The sequence below is a fragment of the Microbacterium sp. 1S1 genome, assembly GCF_008271365.1.
Classification (GTDB): domain Bacteria; phylum Actinomycetota; class Actinomycetes; order Actinomycetales; family Microbacteriaceae; genus Microbacterium.
In genome coordinates this window covers 1,582,419-1,599,626 of record NZ_CP043430.1, presented here as the reverse complement: position 1 = coordinate 1,599,626, position 17,208 = coordinate 1,582,419, and the positions used below count along the sequence as shown (strand labels likewise).

The following is a 17,208-nucleotide window of genomic DNA, read 5'->3' as shown; positions in this document are numbered from 1 at the left end:
GCCGGGGGCTCACCCTGCGAGGGTGCAGCGGGCTGCGGCGGGGGCCGGCTGCGGCGGGACCGGAGGCGCCGACGTCGGCTGCGGAGGCGCGGGGTCTGATGGCGCAGGCGGTACCGGTCCCGGAGCCGGAGGAGCAGCGAAGTCGGGAAGGACGGGAGCGGCCGGAGCGATGGGCGCCGTCGCCGCGGGGAACGCCGGGGTGGGCGCTTGACCGAGGGCAGGCGGCGCCGTCGACGGGTAGCCGGTGTAATAGGCGTTCCAGTCGGGGCTCCCGTCGGGGAGGACCGGGAGCGGCGTGATCCCGTCCGCGTACGTGGGCCAGGACGCCGCGGAGGCGGCCGGCAGCGCGGCGGGGGCCTTCTTCGGGGCGAACAGGGCGTTCAGCAGCGGGATCAGCGTGGTGCCGACGGCGACGAGGATCGTGAGCGCGACGACGATGCGCCAGTACAGCTCGGTGTAATCGAAGGTGTTCGGGAAGGCGAGGAAGAACACGAGCAGCGCGACGAGGGCGCCGAGGAAGACGATCGTCACGATGTGGATCACCTTCGTGAAGGTCGTCACGTGGCGCTGCGCCGCACGGGTGAACAACCGCACATGGAGCAGCGCGAGCTGCAGGATCCCGATCACGAGCAGCAGCTGGAAGAAGCGCTCCGCCCCGAAGTAGAGGCCGTCTTCCGGGAGCCAGATCTTGACGAGCCCGACGAGGAGCGCGATGACCCAGGTCACCATGCTCGCGAGCTGGAGCCAATCGGGCCGGTTCGGCGCGAGGCCCGCCTCGAGGATGGCGATGCCTGCGAAAGCGGCCAGCAGGAGGATGGTGAGGAAGGCCCGTCCGATGAGTCCGTTCTGATCACCGACCAGGACCCACACGACGCAGACGAGGGCGGCGGCGATCAGGGCACCGATGGCGACCCACAGCGACCCCCTGATGAGCAGCGACATGTTCTTCTTCTCACCCTGCGGCTGCGGCCGGGCGATGTCCGGTTGGGACATGGGGTTCCTCTCGTCGAGCGGCGATGCCTTCATCCTGCCACGCGCGGGCCCTCTCGTTCGGGGTTCCTTCAGGGGTCTGGAAGATCGCGAAGCGACCGCGCTCTGGGGAGGACGAGTCAGCCGGCCTTCTTCGCGGACGCGGCGGCGAAGGCCGCGACCCGCGCCTGAGCGTCCGGGGTCTCCAGGGCGGCACCGATGGACCGGGCCTCCTCGCTCAGCTGCTCCGCGAACGAGCGCTCGGGCTGGGACCGCACCAGACGCTTGGCCTGACCGTACGCATCGGCGGCTCCGGCGAGCCAGAACCGCGCGATCTCCTCGGCGCGCGCACGCACTCGGTCGGCTTCCGTCCTGCCGTCCTCACCCTCCACGACCTCCGCCACCAGCCCCCAGTCGAGGGCCTCCGCAGCGGAGAGCAGCCGGTCCTGCAGCACGAGCTGGAGGGCGCGACGCTGGCCCACGGCACGCGCGAGCTGGGCCGACACGGAGAGGTCAGGCGTGAGGCCGATGTTCGCGTACAGGCTTCCGAGCTGCGACCGTGACCCCACGACCGCGTAGTCCGTGGCGAGCAGGATGCCGAGTCCGCCGCCGGCCGTCGTGCCATGCGCCGCGGCGACCACGGGCACGCTCGACTCCGTGAGCGCGCGGATACCGGTGTTGATGACCTCCGCGAGCGCGGTGATCTCCGCCCCGGACGACCCCATGGTCGTCGCCATGTCGATCACATCGCCGCCCGCGCAGAACGCCGGTCCCGCCGCGTCGATGAGGATGGCCTGCACGTCGTCCCGCGACGTCGCCTCGACCGTCGCATCCCGCCAGGCGTAGGCCAGGTCGGCGTTGAAGGCGTTGAGACGGGTCGGACGGTTGAGCGTCAGCCGCGCCATCCCCTCGTCGACGGCGAACAGGATGGCATCACTCATGGCTTCTCCTTCGAGCACAGGCGGATGCCTCCAGGCTAGTCGCGCTCAGGCGCCCTCCCAGACGCGCGCGACGAACCGCTCCATGCGCCGCCGGGTGCCGTCGAGCCGGAAGTCCACCTGACCGGCCGCTCGGATCTCATTCGGTGCGAGCGGGTGCGCCAGACGCACGTTCTCGTGGCAGGACAGATCGGCGCAGATGTAGGTGCCGACCGAGTCTCCGCGCTCCCCCGCCTCCCCCGCACGCCGCGCCGCGAACAGCGAGACCTGGTTCCCCGGCTGCATCGTGTGGCAGATGTTGCACATGCCGGAGCGACCGCGACCGGGCTCCGACGCCCGCAGCACCACACCGACCACGCGCCCCTCGTGCGGGATGAGGACGTAGCCGCGCTTACCGGCGCTCGGGTCACGCCAGGCGAAGAAGTCGAGGTAGTCCCAGTCCACGAGGAGGAAGTCGTGCGGCATCTCCATGACGCGCAGCTCTTCGGCGTCCGCGTTCACGAACGAGGCCCGGACGTCGGCTTCGGTGAGAGGTCGCATCGCTCCAGTCTAGGAACTCGGCGCGGAGGTGAGGCCGGGAACGGGAGAAGCCCCCGCGAGCGGGGGCTTCCGTGGTGGCGAGTGAGGGATTCGAACCCCCGAAGTCGAAGACGGCTGATTTACAGTCAGATCCCTTTGGCCACTTGGGTAACTCGCCAGAGCGCACCCGCCCGACTTGAACAGCCAACCGGGGGCACGAAGAACAATCATACCTGTCGGATGCGGGCGCGAGAAATCGAGGCGTCAGCTCCCGTAGACGCCTCGGTCGGCGGCGGCCAGTGACTCCGGCGTGCGCAGCAGTCCGCCCTCGGCGCGGCAGGTCGCCGCGGCCACATCCATGGCCCGCTCCAGCAGTGCCGCCCACTCTTCGGCCGTCTCCGGGGTGCCGTCCACCAGCCCGGCGGCGACGGCGGCGAGCGTCGCATCCCCCGCGCCCACGGTGTCGACCACACGACCCGGCAGCGCGGAGATGGGCGCGGAGACCGATCCGGTGTCCGTCTCGAGCACCGCACCGTCCGCCCCGGCCGTCGCGAGCACCGCGGTGACTCCCAGGTCCCGGAGCCGCGCGCGGAGGGCATCGAGGTCGCCGTCATAGAGCACGTCCGCATCGTCGGCGCCGACCTTCACGAGGTGTGCGTGTGCGGCGAGCTGCTCGAAGCCGCGGACGAACTGCTCACGGTCGCTCAGCATCCCCGTGCGCGGATTCGGATCGATCGCCAGCCGTGCGCCCTCTACCGCACTCGCGAGGGCAGCGACCTCCGCCGGCACATCGAAGGGGAAGCAGCTCACGGCGACGATATCCGCCTCGGCGATCGCCGCCCTGCCCTCCTCCGAGTACCGGATCGTGCGCTCCTGGGCCGCGCGGTTGAAGACGTAGCTCGGCTCACCGTTCGCCGCCCGGGTCACGACCGCCCGCGACGACCCATGCGGCGCCGCACTCGCGATCAGCCGCACGCCGTGGTCCGCGAGGTACTCGCGGATGTGCGCCCCGGCGACGTCCTCCCCCACCATCGCGATGAGCGTCGTGGGGATTCCGAGCCGCCGCAGCCCCACCGCCACGTTCAGGGCCGCACCGCCGACGAACTCACGGACGCCGCTCTCATCCCGGATCTCGTCGATCAGGGCGTCTCCAATGACGACGGCCGCGCCGCCGGGGGAAATCTCAGTGCTCACTCGCCGACCCTACCGCGCCCGTCCGCGGTCCGCGGCCCCCTGCGGAGCCGCGTGCACAACTCAGGAGATCATCGCCTGCACGCTGCCGCCAGGGCCCGAAGGCGGCGTGTCGCCACGGATCTCCTGAGTTATGAACACCCGAACGCGCCGAGGACGACGAAGGCCCCGGGCTGATGCCCGGGGCCTTCGTTCACTCACTCACACCTCAGTTGTAGGTACCGGGGGTGATGTCGTCCGTCGAGAACGCGTCGAAGTCGACGTAGCCGAAGTCGCCGTCCGCGTACGCGCCGTCGGATGCGAAGATCCGGTTCGGGTAGCGCTCGCTCTTGGCTTCCTCGGTGGCCTCGACCGTGACGTCGCGGTACTTCGAGAGACCGGTTCCGGCGGGGATGAGCTTTCCGATGATGACGTTCTCCTTGAGACCGACCAGCGGGTCGCGCTTGCCCTCCATGGCGGCCTGCGTGAGCACGCGGGTCGTCTCCTGGAAGGACGCAGCGGACAGCCACGACTCGGTCGCGAGCGACGCCTTCGTGATACCCATCAGCTCCGGGCGGCCGGACGCGGGGCGCTTGCCCTCGGCCACGGCCTCGCGGTTGATCTGCTGGTAGCGCTTCAGGTCGACCATCTCACCCGGCAGCAGGGTCGTGTCGGCGTGATCGACGACGGTGACCTTGCGGAGCATCTGGCGGACGATGACCTCGATGTGCTTGTCGTGGATCGGCACACCCTGCGAGCGGTAGACGCCCTGGACGCCACCGACGAGGTACTTCTGCACCTCACGGGCACCCATGACGCGCATGACCTCCTTGGGGTCGAGCGTGCCGACCTGCAGGGGCTGACCGACCGAGACGTGCTGGCCGTCCTCGACGAGGAGGGTGGCACGCTTCAGCACCGGGTAGACGACGGGCTCGTCGCCGTTGTCGGGCGTGAGGATGACCTTCTTGGCCTTCTCGGTCTCGTCGATCGTGATGCGGCCGTCGGCCTCGGCGATCGGCGACGCGCCCTTGGGGGTACGCGCCTCGAACAGCTCCTGCACACGGGGCAGACCCTGCGTGATGTCATCCGCCGACGCCGAACCACCGGTGTGGAAGGTACGCATCGTCAGCTGAGTACCGGGCTCACCGATCGACTGGGCCGCGATGATGCCGACGGCCTCGCCGATGTCGACGGTCTTGCCGGTCGCGAGCGAACGGCCGTAGCACTGCGCGCACACGCCGACGGCGGAGTCGCAGGTCAGGACCGAGCGGACCTTGATGGTCTCGACACCCGCGGCGACCAGCTTGTCGATGAGCACGTCGCCCACGTCGTCGCCGGCCGCGGCCAGGACCTCGCCCGACGCGTTGACCACGTCGGAGGCCAGCGTACGGGCGAACACCGAGTTCTCGACGTTCGCGTCGCGCACCAGCTCGCCCTGCGAGTTCGGAGCCGCGATCGGGAGCTCGAGGCCCTTCGACGTGCCGCAGTCCTCTTCGCGGATGATGACGTCCTGCGAGACATCCACCAGACGACGGGTCAGGTAACCCGAGTCGGCGGTACGCAGAGCGGTGTCGGCCAGACCCTTACGGGTACCGTGCGTCGCGATGAAGTACTCCGCCACCGACAGGCCCTCGCGGTACGAGGAGATGATCGGACGCGGGATGATCTCACCCTTGGGGTTGTTCACCAGACCACGCATACCGGCGATGTTCCGGATCTGCAGCCAGTTACCACGGGCGCCAGAGGAGACCATGCGGTTGATGGTGTTGTCCTCCGGGAAGTGCGCCTTCATCGCGGCCTGCACCTCGTCGGTCGCCTCGGTCCAGATCTTGATGAGCTCCTGACGACGCTCGGCGTCGGTCGTGAGGCCCTTCTCGTACTGGGACTGGACCTTCGCGGCCTGCTTCTCGTAGCCCGCGACGATCTCCGCCTTGTTCGGCGGGGTGAGGATGTCGCTCAGCGCGACGGTCACACCCGAACGGGTCGCCCAGTAGAAACCGGCATCCTTGATGCGGTCCAGCGTGGCGGCCGTCTCGACCTTGGGGTACTCCTCGGCCAGCTTGTTGACGATCTGCGACAGCTTGCCCTTGTCGGCCTGCTCGCGGACGAAGGGGTAGCCCTTCGGCAGCGCGTCGTTGAAGATCGCCTGACCGAGCGACGCGTCGACCAGACCGTGCTTCTCGTAGCCCTCGGGAGCCTCGCCCTCGAGGAAGGCCAGACCCGGGATACGGATGCGGACCTTCGCCTGCAGGTCGAGCGTGCCCTCGTCGTACGCGAGCTGCGCCTCGCCGACGGAGCCGAACGCACGACCCTCGCCCTTGGCGCCGGCCTTGACCGTCGTCAGGTGGTGCAGACCGATGATCATGTCCTGCGAGGGCAGGGTCACCGGACGACCGTCCGACGGCTTCAGGATGTTGTTCGACGCGAGCATCAGCACGCGGGCCTCGGCCTGAGCCTCGACCGACAGCGGCAGGTGCACGGCCATCTGGTCACCGTCGAAGTCGGCGTTGAACGCCGCGCAGACGAGCGGGTGCAGCTGGATGGCCTTGCCCTCGACGAGCTGCGGCTCGAACGCCTGGATGCCGAGACGGTGCAGGGTGGGTGCACGGTTCAGCAGCACCGGACGCTCGCGGATGATCTCCTCGAGCACGTCCCAGACCTCGGGACGGGTGCGCTCGACGGCGCGCTTCGCGGCCTTGATGTTCTGCGAGTGACCGAGGTCGATCAGGCGCTTGATGACGAACGGCTTGAAGAGCTCGAGCGCCATCTGCTTGGGCAGACCGCACTGGTGCAGCTTGAGCTGCGGGCCGACGACGATGACCGAACGGCCCGAGTAGTCGACACGCTTTCCGAGCAGGTTCTGGCGGAAGCGACCCTGCTTTCCCTTGAGCATGTCGCTCAGGGACTTCAGGGCACGGTTGCCGGTACCGGTGACGGGGCGACCGCGGCGGCCGTTGTCGAACAGCGCGTCGACGGCCTCCTGCAGCATCCGCTTCTCGTTGTTGACGATGATCTCGGGGGCACCGAGGTCGATCAGGCGACGGAGGCGGTTGTTGCGGTTGATCACGCGGCGGTACAGGTCGTTCAGGTCGGAGGTGGCGAAGCGGCCACCGTCGAGCTGGACCATCGGACGCAGCTCCGGCGGAATCACCGGGACGACGTCGAGCACCATGGCGGCCGGGCTCATGCCGGTCTCGAGGAACGAGTTGACGACCTTGAGGCGCTTGATCGCACGGATCTTACGCTGGCCCTTGCCCTCCGAGATCTGCAGGTGCAGGCTCTCGGCCTCGGCGGCCAGGTCGAACGCGGCCAGGCGACGCTGGATCGCCTCGGCGCCCATGTGGGCCTCGAAGTACTGGCCGAAGCGGTCCTGCAGCTCGTGGAAGACGTCGTCCTCCGGGCGCAGGGCACCGACCTCGAGGGTGCGGAAGTCCTCCCACACGCGCTCCAGCTTCAGGATCGCCTCGTCGGCACCCTTGCGGATGAGCGACATCTCCTTCTCGGCGGCGTCCTTGACCTTCTTCTTGGCGTCGGCCTTGGCGCCCTCGGCCTCGAGGGCCGCGAGCTCCTCCTCCAGCTTCGCCAGGCGCTCCGCGATCTTGGCGTCGCGACGGTCGCCGAGCGTCTTCAGCTCGAGACGGATGTTGTTCTCCTGGGTGCCCAGGTCGCGGTGACGAGCCTCCTCGTCGACCGAGATGACCATGTACGCGGCGAAGTAGATGACCTTCTCGAGGTCCTTCGGCGCCATGTCCAGCAGGTAGCCGAGGCGCGAGGGCACGCCCTTGAAGTACCAGATGTGGGTGACGGGAGCGGCGAGCTCGATGTGACCCATGCGCTCACGACGGACGGAGCTCTTGGTGACCTCCACGCCGCAGCGCTCGCAGACGATGCCCTTGAAGCGGACGCGCTTGTACTTGCCGCAGGCGCACTCCCAGTCGCGGGACGGGCCGAAGATCTGCTCTCCGAAGAGACCGTCCTTCTCCGGCTTGAGGGTGCGGTAGTTGATGGTTTCGGGCTTCTTGACCTCGCCGTAGGACCACGCGCGGATGTGGTCTGCGGTCGCCAGGCCGATGCGAAGCTCATCGAAGGTTGTGGACTCGAGCACTAGTTCTCCTGTGTCGGAAATTCTGTTTGAGAAGTCTGGGCTTCGACCGGCTCAGCCGCCGCGGGGGCGGCTGAGCCCGTCGAAGGATTAGATCTCGTCGATCGAGGCGGCCTCGAAGCGGCTGGAGATGTTGATACCGAGTTCCTCTGCGGCGCGGAACGCCTCGTCGTCGGTGTCGCGGAGGTTGACCAGCGTGCCGTCGGCCGAGAGGACCTCGACGTTCAGGCAGAGCGACTGCATCTCCTTCATGAGCACCTTGAACGACTCCGGGATGCCGGGCTCCTGGATGTTCTCGCCCTTGACGATCGCCTCGTACACCTTGACGCGGCCGAGGATGTCGTCGGACTTGATCGTGAGGAGCTCCTGGAGGGCGTAAGCCGCACCGTAGGCCTCGAGGGCCCACACCTCCATCTCACCGAAGCGCTGTCCACCGAACTGCGCCTTACCACCGAGCGGCTGCTGGGTGATCATCGAGTACGGACCGGTGGAGCGGGCGTGGATCTTGTCGTCCACCAGGTGGTGGAGCTTCAGGATGTACATGTAGCCCACGGAGATCGGTGCCGGGAACGGCTCGCCGGAACGACCGTCGAACAGCTGCGTCTTTCCGCTCGAGTCGATCAGGCGCAGGCCGTCACGGGTCGGGAGCGTCGAGTCGAGCAGGCCCGCGATCTCCTCCTCGCTGGCGCCGTCGAACACCGGGGTGGCGACCTTGGTGCCGGGGGCGGCCTCGAAGGCCTGCTGCGGCAGCTTGGCGGCCCACTCCGGGGTGCCCTCGACCTTCCAGCCCTGCTTCGCGATCCACCCGAGGTGGGTCTCGAGGACCTGGCCGAAGTTCATTCGACCCGGGATGCCGAGCGGGTTGAGGACGATGTCCACCGGGGTGCCGTCCGCGAGGAACGGCATGTCCTCGACGGGCAGGATCTTCGCGATGACACCCTTGTTGCCGTGGCGGCCGGCGAGCTTGTCGCCCTCGGTGATCTTGCGCTTCTGGGCGATGTAGACCACGACGCGGCGGTTCACGCCGGAGCCGAGCTCGTCGTCGCCGTCCTCGGCGTTGAACTCCTTGACCGCGATGATCGTGCCCTGCTCACCGTGGGGCACCTTCAGCGACGTGTCACGGACCTCGCGGCTCTTCTCGTTGAAGATCGCGCGGAGCAGGCGCTCCTCGGCCGACAGCTCGGTCTCGCCCTTCGGCGTGACCTTGCCGACGAGGATGTCGCCGGGGCGCACCTCGGCGCCGATGCGGATGATGCCGCGCTCGTCGAGGTCCTTCAGCAGCTCAGGGCTGACGTTGGGGAGGTCACGCGTGATCTCCTCCTTGCCGAGCTTCGTGTCGCGGGCGTCGACCTCGTACTCCTCGATGTGGATCGACGAGAGGGTGTCGTCCTTCACCAGGTCCTGGCTCAGGATGATGGCGTCCTCGAAGTTGTAGCCCTCCCACGTCATGAACGCGACGAGGAGGTTCTTCCCGAGGGCCAGCTCGCCGTTCTCGGTGGCGGGGCCATCGGCGATGACCTCTCCGACCTCGACGCGCTCACCGGCCGAGACGACGACCTTCTGGTTGTAGGAGGTGCCCTGGTTCGAGCGGTCGAACTTGCGCAGGTGGTACTCCTGCGTGCCGCCCTCGTCCAGCATGACGACGACGCGGTCCGCGGAGACCTCGGAGACGACACCGGCCTTCTCGGCGGTGATCACGTCACCGGCGTCAATGGCGGTGTAGCCCTCCATACCGGTTCCGACGAGCGGCGAGTCGCTGCGCAGCAGCGGCACCGCCTGACGCTGCATGTTGGCGCCCATGAGGGCGCGCTGCGCGTCGTCGTGCTCAAGGAAGGGCACGAGCGAGGTCGCGACCGACACCATCTGGCGCGGCGAGACGTCGATGTAGCCGATCTCCTCCGGGAGGAACAGGTCGACCTCACCGCTGCCGCCCTTGGGGCGCGCGAGCACGTGGCTCTCGCGGAAGCGACCCTTCGCATCGAGCGGCGCGTTGGCCTGCGCGATGTTGTAGTCGACCTCCTCGGACGCGGTCAGGTAGTCGATCTGGTCGGTCACGACACCGTCGACGACCTTGCGGTACGGGGTCTCGATGAAGCCGAACGAGTTGATGCGCGCGAAGGTCGCGAGCGCACCGATCAGACCGATGTTCGGGCCTTCCGGCGTCTCGATCGGGCACATGCGGCCGTAGTGCGAGGGGTGGACGTCACGGACCTCGACGCCGGCGCGGTCGCGGCTCAGACCACCGGGGCCCAGAGCCGACAGGCGGCGCTTGTTGGTCAGACCCGCGAGCGGGTTGTTCTGGTCCATGAACTGCGACAGCTGCGAGGTGCCGAAGAACTCCTTGATCGCGGCGACCACGGGGCGCACGTTGATCAGGGTCTGCGGCGTGATGGCCTCGATGTCCTGCGTGGTCATGCGCTCGCGGACGACGCGCTCCATGCGGGACAGACCGGTGCGGACCTGGTTCTGGATCAGCTCGCCGACCGCGCGGATGCGACGGTTGCCGAAGTTGTCGATGTCGTCGGTCGCGAGACGGATCTCGGTCTTCTTGCCGCCGCGGATGCCCTCGAAGGTCTCCTCGGTGCCCGCGTGCAGACGCACGAGGTACTTGATGGTGGCGACGATGTCCTGCACCGTCAGCACCGACTCCGTCAGCGGGGTGTCGAGACCCAGCTTGTGGTTGATCTTGTACCGGCCGACCTTGGCGAGGTCGTAGCGCTTCGGGTTGAAGTAGAAGTTGTCGAGCAGCGCGCGGGCGGCCTCGGCGGCCACCTGCTCGCCCGGACGCAGCTTGCGGTAGATGTCGCGCAGCGCGTCTTCCTTGGTGACGATCGTGTCCTTCGCGAGCGTCTCCTCGATGGAGGTGTAGCCGGCGAACTCCGCGAGGATCTCCTCGCTGGTCATGCCCAGCGCCTTGAGGAAGACCGTGACGGACTGCTTGCGCTTGCGGTCGACGCGGACGCCGACCTGGTCGCGCTTGTCGATCTCGAACTCGAGCCACGCACCACGGCTCGGGATGACGCGCGCCGAGACGATGTCCTTGTCACTCGTCTTGTCGGGGGTCTTGTCGAAGTAGACACCCGGCGAGCGCACGAGCTGCGAGACGACGACGCGCTCGGAGCCGTTGATGATGAACGTGCCCTTGTCGGTCTGCAGCGGGAAGTCGCCCATGAAGACCGTCTGGGTCTTGATCTCACCCGTGAGGTGGTTCATGAACTCAGCCTCGACGTAGAGCGGCGCCGCGTAGGTCTTGCCCCGCTCCTTGCACTCCTCGATGGAGTACTTCTCGGGCTCGAGGTACGGGTTCGTGAACGACAGCTGCATCGTCTCGCCGAGGTCCTCGATCGGGGAGATCTCCTCGAAGATCTCGCCCAGACCGCTGTTCTCGTTCACGTCGGTGCGACCGGCGGCCTTGGCCTCGGCCACGCGCGCCTTCCAGGCGTCGTTGCCGACCAGCCAACCGAAGGACTCGGTCTGCAGGGCGAGAAGGTCGGGGACCGTCAGCGTGTCGGAGATCTTGGCGAACGAGAGACGGGAAGCTCCGCGTCCGTTCTTGGTGGTGGTGGATGTGGATGCGTTGGGAGCAGCAGCCAAGGGAATAACCTCCGTGAGCCCCGCAGGGCTTCTCGATTCCTTTGTCGTCAGGTGGAGTGCGCTCAGAAGCTCACGAGATGCCGACCACCATATGAGGGCAGGGAGAAGCGAGCGCAACTACCAACTATAGACGCGATCTCGCGACATGGCAAGCGCAATCCTTGACCAATTCTCGATGCTGCGGTAATGGGACCGCCGAGACCCCGCCTGCGCGTCGAAACCCCACCCTCGCCGCGGGGGCAAGGCGGGGTTTCGACGCGAGAACGGGGTCTCGGGCCAGGAACCGTCAGGACGCGATGTTGAGCTCGTTGCCGGGGATCGAGGCGAGGAGGCGGCGCGTGTAGGGGTCGCGGGGGTTCGTGAAGATCTCCTCCGACGACGCGGCCTCCACCAGCTTCCCGTCCTTCATCACGCACACGTAGTCGCTGATGAGCCGCACCACCGCGAGGTCGTGCGAGATGAAGAGGTAGCTGAGACCGTACTCACGCTGCAGGTCGCCCAGCAGCCGCAGGATCTGATCCTGCACGAGCACGTCGAGCGCCGACACCGGCTCGTCGCACACGATCAGGTCGGGCGACAGCGCCAGCGCCCGCGCGATCGCCACACGCTGCCGCTGGCCACCGGACAGCTCGGACGGGTACCGACGCAGCATCGACTGTGGCAGCGCGACGTCGTCCAGGAGCTGTCGCACGCGCTTGCGGCGGTCCGCCCCGCTGCCCCGTTTGTAGAACTCCAGAGGTTCGGCGATCAGGCGCTCGATCGTGAACATGGGGTTCAGGCTCGAATACGGGTCCTGGAAGATCGGCTGCACCCGCTGCCGGAAGTCCTTCGTCTCCGCGCGACTCAGGGTCGAGATGTCCTTGCCCTCATAGCGGATGAGGCCGCTCGTGGGCTCGATCACCTTGAGCAGCATCCGCGCCGTCGTGGTCTTGCCCGACCCCGACTCCCCCACGATCGCGACGGTCTCCCCCCGCGGGATCGCGAGCGAGACGTCGTCGACCGCGACGAAGTCCTCATGCCTGCCGCGCACCGGGTACACCTTCGTGAGGTTCTGGATCTCGACGATGTTGCCCTTCGACGAGCGCAGGGACCCCGGGGTCTCCTGGGACGCTGGGTCTGTCGAAGCGTCCCGGACGAAGGCCTCCGGACGCAGTCGCGCCACCGCCACGGACGGCGCGGCCTTCACCAGCGACTGCGTGTACGGGTGCTGGGGATCCTCGAGGATCCGCCGCGCCGGCCCCTGCTCCACGACCTTGCCGCGGTGCATCACGATCACGCGCTCGGCGCGCTCCGCGGCGAGCCCCAGGTCGTGCGTGATGAGCAGCACGGCCGTGCCGAGCTCCCTGGTCATCTCGCCGATCTGGTCGAGGATCGTCTGCTGCACCGTCACGTCGAGCGCGCTGGTGGGCTCGTCAGCGATGAGCAGCCGGGGCTTGCACGCCAGGCCGATCGCGATGAGGGCCCGCTGTCGCATGCCGCCGGAGAACTCGTGCGGATACTGCTTCGCCCGCCGCTCCGGATCCGGCAGACCCGCCGCGGCAAGGGCCTCGACGACCTTGGCCTGCACGTTCTGTCGGGTCGCGAGGCCGTGGGCGAGCAGCGTCTCGGCCACCTGGGTCCCGATCTTCGCAACCGGGTTCAGGTTGGACATCGGGTCCTGCGGCACGAGCCCGATGTCCCGGCCCCGGATCGTGCGCAGCTCGCTCTCCGACGCGTGCGAGATGTCGCGACCGTCGAGGCGGATGCGTCCCGCAGCCACCTTCCCGCCGCCCGCGAGCAGCCCGATGATCGCCATGGCCGTGGTCGACTTGCCGGATCCGGACTCGCCGACGATCGCCACGGTCTCGCCGGGCCGGATCTCGAGGTCGACGCCTTCGACGGCGTGCACGACGCCGTCCATGGTGGCGAAGTCCACCGCCAGGCCCTCGACCGAGAGCAGGGGTTCGTCTGCCATGCGGTCCTCCTTCGCGGCGCGCACGGCGCCTTCGTCACGGGTGGTCATCGTGCCCTCGTCCTCGGGTCCATGGCTTCGCGCAATGCCTCGCCGAGCAGGGTGAACCCGAGCGCGGTGACGGCGATGCAGATGCCGGGGAAGAACGCCAGCCACGGCGCGATGGCGAGCTCGGCCTGGGCGTAGGTGAGCATGCGTCCCCACTCCGCCGTCTCCGGCCGCCCGCCGCCGAGCCCGAGGAACGACAGCGCGGCGGCGTCGATCACGGCCGTCGCGAGCGTCAGGGTGCCCTGGACGATGACCGGCCCGATGGCGTTCGGGAGGACGTGCGACATCGTGATCCGGCCACGCCCGAGACCCAGGGTCTGGGCCGAGAGGACGTAGTCGCTGGAGCGCTGCTGAAGCATCGATGCTCGCAGCAGGCGCGCGAAGATCGGCACCTGGGAGGCTCCGATGGCGATCATCACCGCGAAGGGCGTCTGCCCCAGGATCGCGGCGATCGACACCGCCAGCAGGAGGTTCGGGACCGAGAGGATGATGTCGACCAGGCGCATGATGACCGTGTCGACCCAGCCGCCGAACGTGCCGGCGAGGAGCCCGAGGATCATGCCGCCGACGAGACCCATGGCCGTGGAGACGACGCCGATCAGCAGCGAGGCCTGGGCGCCCCAGATGAGCTTGGAGAGCACGTCGCCGCCGAAGCGGTCGAGGCCGAGGGGGAACTGCGGCAGCTCCCCCGGCCCGGGGATGTGTGTCGGGGTGATCTCCTTCGCTCCGGGGAGCGCCGTCTCGGGATACGGGGCGAGAACCGGTGCGAGCACCGCGACGACGAGGAAGAGGAGCACGATGACCGCACCGATCCAAGCCGTCGGGTTGCGCCGGAGGCGTCGGAAGACGTCGCGCCAGAAGCCGCCGCCGCCGTCCTTCAGATCGGCCTGCGCGATCGCGACCGTGTCGATGCTGCCGCCGCTCTCGGCGGACGGCCCCTGTGCGGGCGGGAGGGCGATGCTCATGCGGTCGCCTCCTTTCGGATGAGGGAGGACGACATCACTGCACCCTCACTCTCGGGTCGATGAGGCTGTACGAGACGTCCACCGCGAGGTTGATGAGCGCGTAGGCGATCGCGATGAAGATGATGAACCCCTGCAGCACCGGGAAGTCGCGCGTGAAGATGGCCCGCGCGAGGAACGACCCGATGCCGGGGAAGGCGAACACCGTCTCGGTGAGCACCGCCCCCGAGATGAGCAGACCGGTCTGCAGGCCGATGGTCGTGATGACCGGCAACATCGCGTTGCGGAGGATGAAGCGGCTGCGCAGCGTGCCGGAGCCGACACCCTTCGCGCGGCCGGTGCGGACGTAGTCGGCGTTCTGCACCTCCAGCACGCTCGCCCTCGTGATGCGGACGATGATCGCGAGCGGGATCGTGCCGAGGGCGAGCGCCGGGAGGATGAGGTGGAGGATCGCATCCCACGCGGCGTCGAACTCCCCCGTGATGATGCCGTCCCAGACGTAGAAGCCGGTGGGGTGGGTCGCATCGATCCGAGGATTCTGCCGGCCGTCCGAGGGCAGCCAGCCGAGCTGCACCGCGAAGACGTACTTGAGGATGAACGCCAGGAAGAAGACCGGGATCGTGATGCCGACGAGGCTCAGGACGACCGACGCGTGATCGGTGAACTTCCCGTGGCGGCGAGCCGCCCAGTACCCGAGGGGGATGCCGACGCCGACCGCGAAGATGAGCGCCGTGACGCTCAGCTCGATCGTCGCGGGGAACCGGCGGAGGAACTCCTCGACGACCGGGCGATTGGTCTGGATGGAGGTGCCGAAGTCACCCTGCAGCAGCCGGGTGATCCAGATGAAGTACTGCTCGATGAGGGGCTTGTTGAAGCCATAGAGCTCGTTGACTCTCGCGATGGCCTCCGGCGTCGCCTTCTCGCCGAGCAGGGCGACCGCGGGGCCGCCGGGGAGGGCCCTGACCCAGGCGAACAGCAGGATGCTGAGCCCGAACAGGGTGGGGATGAGGAACAGCAGTCGCCTGCCGATGGTGCGCAGCACAGAGTTCTCCGTCGATCAGAAGGTACGCCGTGCCCCGGTCCCGCGAGAGCGGAACCGGGGCTCGGCGTGCCAAATGGTCAGGCCTACTTCGTGAGGACGATGTCCGTGAAGACCTCGTCGTTCACCGGGCTGGCGGGGTAGCTCTCGACGCGCGGGTCGAACGCGAGCGTCGGCGCCGGGTGCGCGAGCGGGACGCCGGGGATGAACTCGGCGACCATCTCGTTGATGTCCTCATACAGCGCCGTCTGCTCCTCGAGGTTGGAGACCCCGCGCGCCTCGGTCAGCGCCTGGAACAGCTCGGGGTTGTCGAAGCCCCATTCGGAGCTCTGCTGGCCGAAGAACACGCCGACGAAGTTGTCGGTGTCGTTGTAGTCGCCGGTCCAGCCGAGCAGGTGGATGCCGTGGTCCGCGGTCCCCGTCGTGCGGTCGAGGTACTCGACCCACTCCTCCGACACCGGGGTGGTCTCCACGCCCACCTCGGACAGCTGCGAGGACAGCACGGTGAAGATCTGCTCGGGGTCCGGCATGTACGGACGCGAGACGTTGACCGGGTAGTTGAAGGTCAGCGACAGCGGGTTCGCCTCGTCGTAGCCTGCCTCGGCGAGGAGCTCCTTGGCCTTCTCGGGGTCGTAGTCGTACGTGGTGACCTCGTCGTTGTAGCCGTTGACCACCGGCGGGACGAACTGCGTCGCCTTCTCGGTGCCCTCCGGAAGGACCTGGCTGATCAGGGCGTCCTTGTCGATCGCGTAGGAGAGCGCCTCACGCACCTTCGGGTCCTGCAGCTCCGGGATCGCCTGGTTGAAGGCGAGGTAGAGGATCGTGAACGGCGGGCGCGACACCATCGTGAAGCCGTCCTCCTCCAATGCCTTCGTGTCGGCCGGGCCCACGAGGTCGTAGCCGTCGATCGAGCCGGACTCGAGCGCCTGACGGCGTGCCGTCGGGTCGTCGATCGTCCGGAAGATGATCTCGTCGATCTGGCCGGCCTCGCCCCAGTAGTCGTCGTAGGCCTTGAGGGTGACCTGCTCGCCCGGTGCCCACTCGTCGAACTGGTAGGGCCCCGTGCCGACCGGGTGGCCCATGGCGTACTCGGAGAGCTGCGGAGCCTCGGCGGTGCCACCGACCTCGTCCGCCCCGAACTCCTGCATGGCCGAGGGGCTCTGCATGCCGAAGGCCGGGAGCGAGAGCGAGGCGATGAAGCCGGCGAAGGGCTTGTTCAGCTCGATCGTGACGGAGTTGTCGCCGTCAGGCGTGCAGGACTTGTAGACCGCGTCCTCCGGGTTGGACGCGTAGCCCTTGAACAGCTTGTTGTAGTAGTACCCGAAGGCCTCCGAGGCGGCGAGACCGGTCCAGTTGTACCAGCGATCGAAGTTGGCGCAGACGGCCTCGGCGTTGAACGGGGTGCCGTCGTGGAAGGTCACGCCCTCCTTGAGCGCGAAGGTGTGCGACATGCCGTCCTCGGACGACTCCCACGACTCCGCCAGCAGCGGCGCGGGATCGGCCGTCCCCGGCTCGGTGCCGACGAGACCTTCGAAGATCTGCCGGGAGACGCGGAAGGTCTCGCCGTCCTGCGCGAACGCCGGGTCGAGGCTCGCGGGATCGGACGAGGCGGCGAAGACGAACGTCCCGTCGACGTCACCGGAACCCTCGGACCCGTTGTCCCCGCGCTCGCTGGCGACACATCCGGCGAGAGCGAGAGCGGCGATGGTCGCTCCGGTGACGGCGGCGATTCCTCGCCGAGGCATGGCTGACTGGTGCATGTGTGTATGACCTTCCCTGTCGGGCGCTTCCTTGCGCGTCTCCGGGCATCGTCGCTGCGGAGACGGTGATTCCTCGAAGGTACCCAGAGGTCCGTCCGATGCCAAGGCTCCGAGGTTGCGATCCGGTATCGACGCACGGCCACCCTCGATCCGGTA

At 68.1% G+C, this 17,208-nt stretch carries 10 protein-coding genes and 1 tRNA gene; all 11 read right to left on the bottom strand.

Features of this window, described 5'->3' with window-relative positions; genetic code table 11:
- Window positions 1-9 precede the first annotated feature (9 nt).
- Window positions 10-993 (bottom strand): hypothetical protein, encoded by a 984-nt coding sequence (locus tag FY549_RS07810; RefSeq protein WP_187614946.1) that lies wholly within the window; start codon window positions 991-993, stop codon window positions 10-12.
- Between the two features lie 116 nt (window positions 994-1,109).
- Entirely contained in the window at window positions 1,110-1,910 is an 801-nt protein-coding gene (locus FY549_RS07805; RefSeq protein ID WP_149084538.1) for an enoyl-CoA hydratase/isomerase family protein, read from the bottom strand.
- A 45-nt stretch (window positions 1,911-1,955) separates the two neighbouring features.
- Complete coding sequence (locus FY549_RS07800; protein ID WP_149084537.1) at window positions 1,956-2,447, bottom strand: FBP domain-containing protein; 492 nt, start codon at window positions 2,445-2,447, stop codon at window positions 1,956-1,958.
- Window positions 2,448-2,519: 72 nt separating this feature from the next.
- Window positions 2,520-2,604, bottom strand: a tRNA-Tyr gene (locus tag FY549_RS07795).
- A gap of 86 nt (window positions 2,605-2,690) precedes the next feature.
- Window positions 2,691-3,620: a PfkB family carbohydrate kinase gene (locus FY549_RS07790; RefSeq protein WP_149084536.1), complete on the bottom strand. Its 930-nt coding sequence runs from the start codon at window positions 3,618-3,620 to the stop codon at window positions 2,691-2,693.
- Between the two features lie 205 nt (window positions 3,621-3,825).
- Window positions 3,826-7,701 carry a DNA-directed RNA polymerase subunit beta' gene (gene rpoC / locus FY549_RS07785; RefSeq protein WP_149084535.1) on the bottom strand — a complete coding sequence of 1,292 codons (3,876 nt, stop codon included), beginning with the start codon at window positions 7,699-7,701 and terminating at the stop codon, window positions 3,826-3,828.
- An 87-nt stretch (window positions 7,702-7,788) separates the two neighbouring features.
- Window positions 7,789-11,292, bottom strand: coding sequence for a DNA-directed RNA polymerase subunit beta (locus FY549_RS07780; RefSeq protein WP_149084534.1), 3,504 nt, complete (start codon window positions 11,290-11,292; stop codon window positions 7,789-7,791).
- A gap of 286 nt (window positions 11,293-11,578) precedes the next feature.
- Window positions 11,579-13,294 carry an ABC transporter ATP-binding protein gene (locus FY549_RS07775; protein WP_187614945.1) on the bottom strand — a complete coding sequence of 572 codons (1,716 nt, stop codon included), beginning with the start codon at window positions 13,292-13,294 and terminating at the stop codon, window positions 11,579-11,581.
- Window positions 13,291-14,256, bottom strand: coding sequence for an ABC transporter permease (locus FY549_RS07770; RefSeq protein WP_149084533.1), 966 nt, complete (start codon window positions 14,254-14,256; stop codon window positions 13,291-13,293). The genes FY549_RS07775 and FY549_RS07770 overlap by 4 nt, the downstream gene beginning before the upstream one ends.
- A 34-nt stretch (window positions 14,257-14,290) precedes the next feature.
- Complete coding sequence (locus tag FY549_RS07765) at window positions 14,291-15,295, bottom strand: ABC transporter permease (protein WP_149084532.1); 1,005 nt, start codon at window positions 15,293-15,295, stop codon at window positions 14,291-14,293.
- An 83-nt stretch (window positions 15,296-15,378) separates the two neighbouring features.
- A complete protein-coding gene (locus FY549_RS07760) occupies window positions 15,379-17,052 on the bottom strand; it encodes an ABC transporter substrate-binding protein (protein WP_149084531.1) in 1,674 nt (557 codons plus the stop codon).
- Window positions 17,053-17,208: the final 156 nt, after the last annotated feature.

Coding starts and splice junctions, on each gene's coding strand:
- FY549_RS07810 (WP_187614946.1), bottom strand. CDS start 993: ATGTCCCAACCGGACATCGCCCGGCCGCAGCCGCAGGGTGAGAAGAAG.
- FY549_RS07805 (WP_149084538.1), bottom strand. CDS start 1,910: ATGAGTGATGCCATCCTGTTCGCCGTCGACGAGGGGATGGCGCGGCTG.
- FY549_RS07800 (WP_149084537.1), bottom strand. CDS start 2,447: ATGCGACCTCTCACCGAAGCCGACGTCCGGGCCTCGTTCGTGAACGCG.
- FY549_RS07775 (WP_187614945.1), bottom strand. CDS start 13,294: ATGACCACCCGTGACGAAGGCGCCGTGCGCGCCGCGAAGGAGGACCGC.
- FY549_RS07770 (WP_149084533.1), bottom strand. CDS start 14,256: ATGAGCATCGCCCTCCCGCCCGCACAGGGGCCGTCCGCCGAGAGCGGC.
- FY549_RS07760 (WP_149084531.1), bottom strand. CDS start 17,052: ATGCACCAGTCAGCCATGCCTCGGCGAGGAATCGCCGCCGTCACCGGA.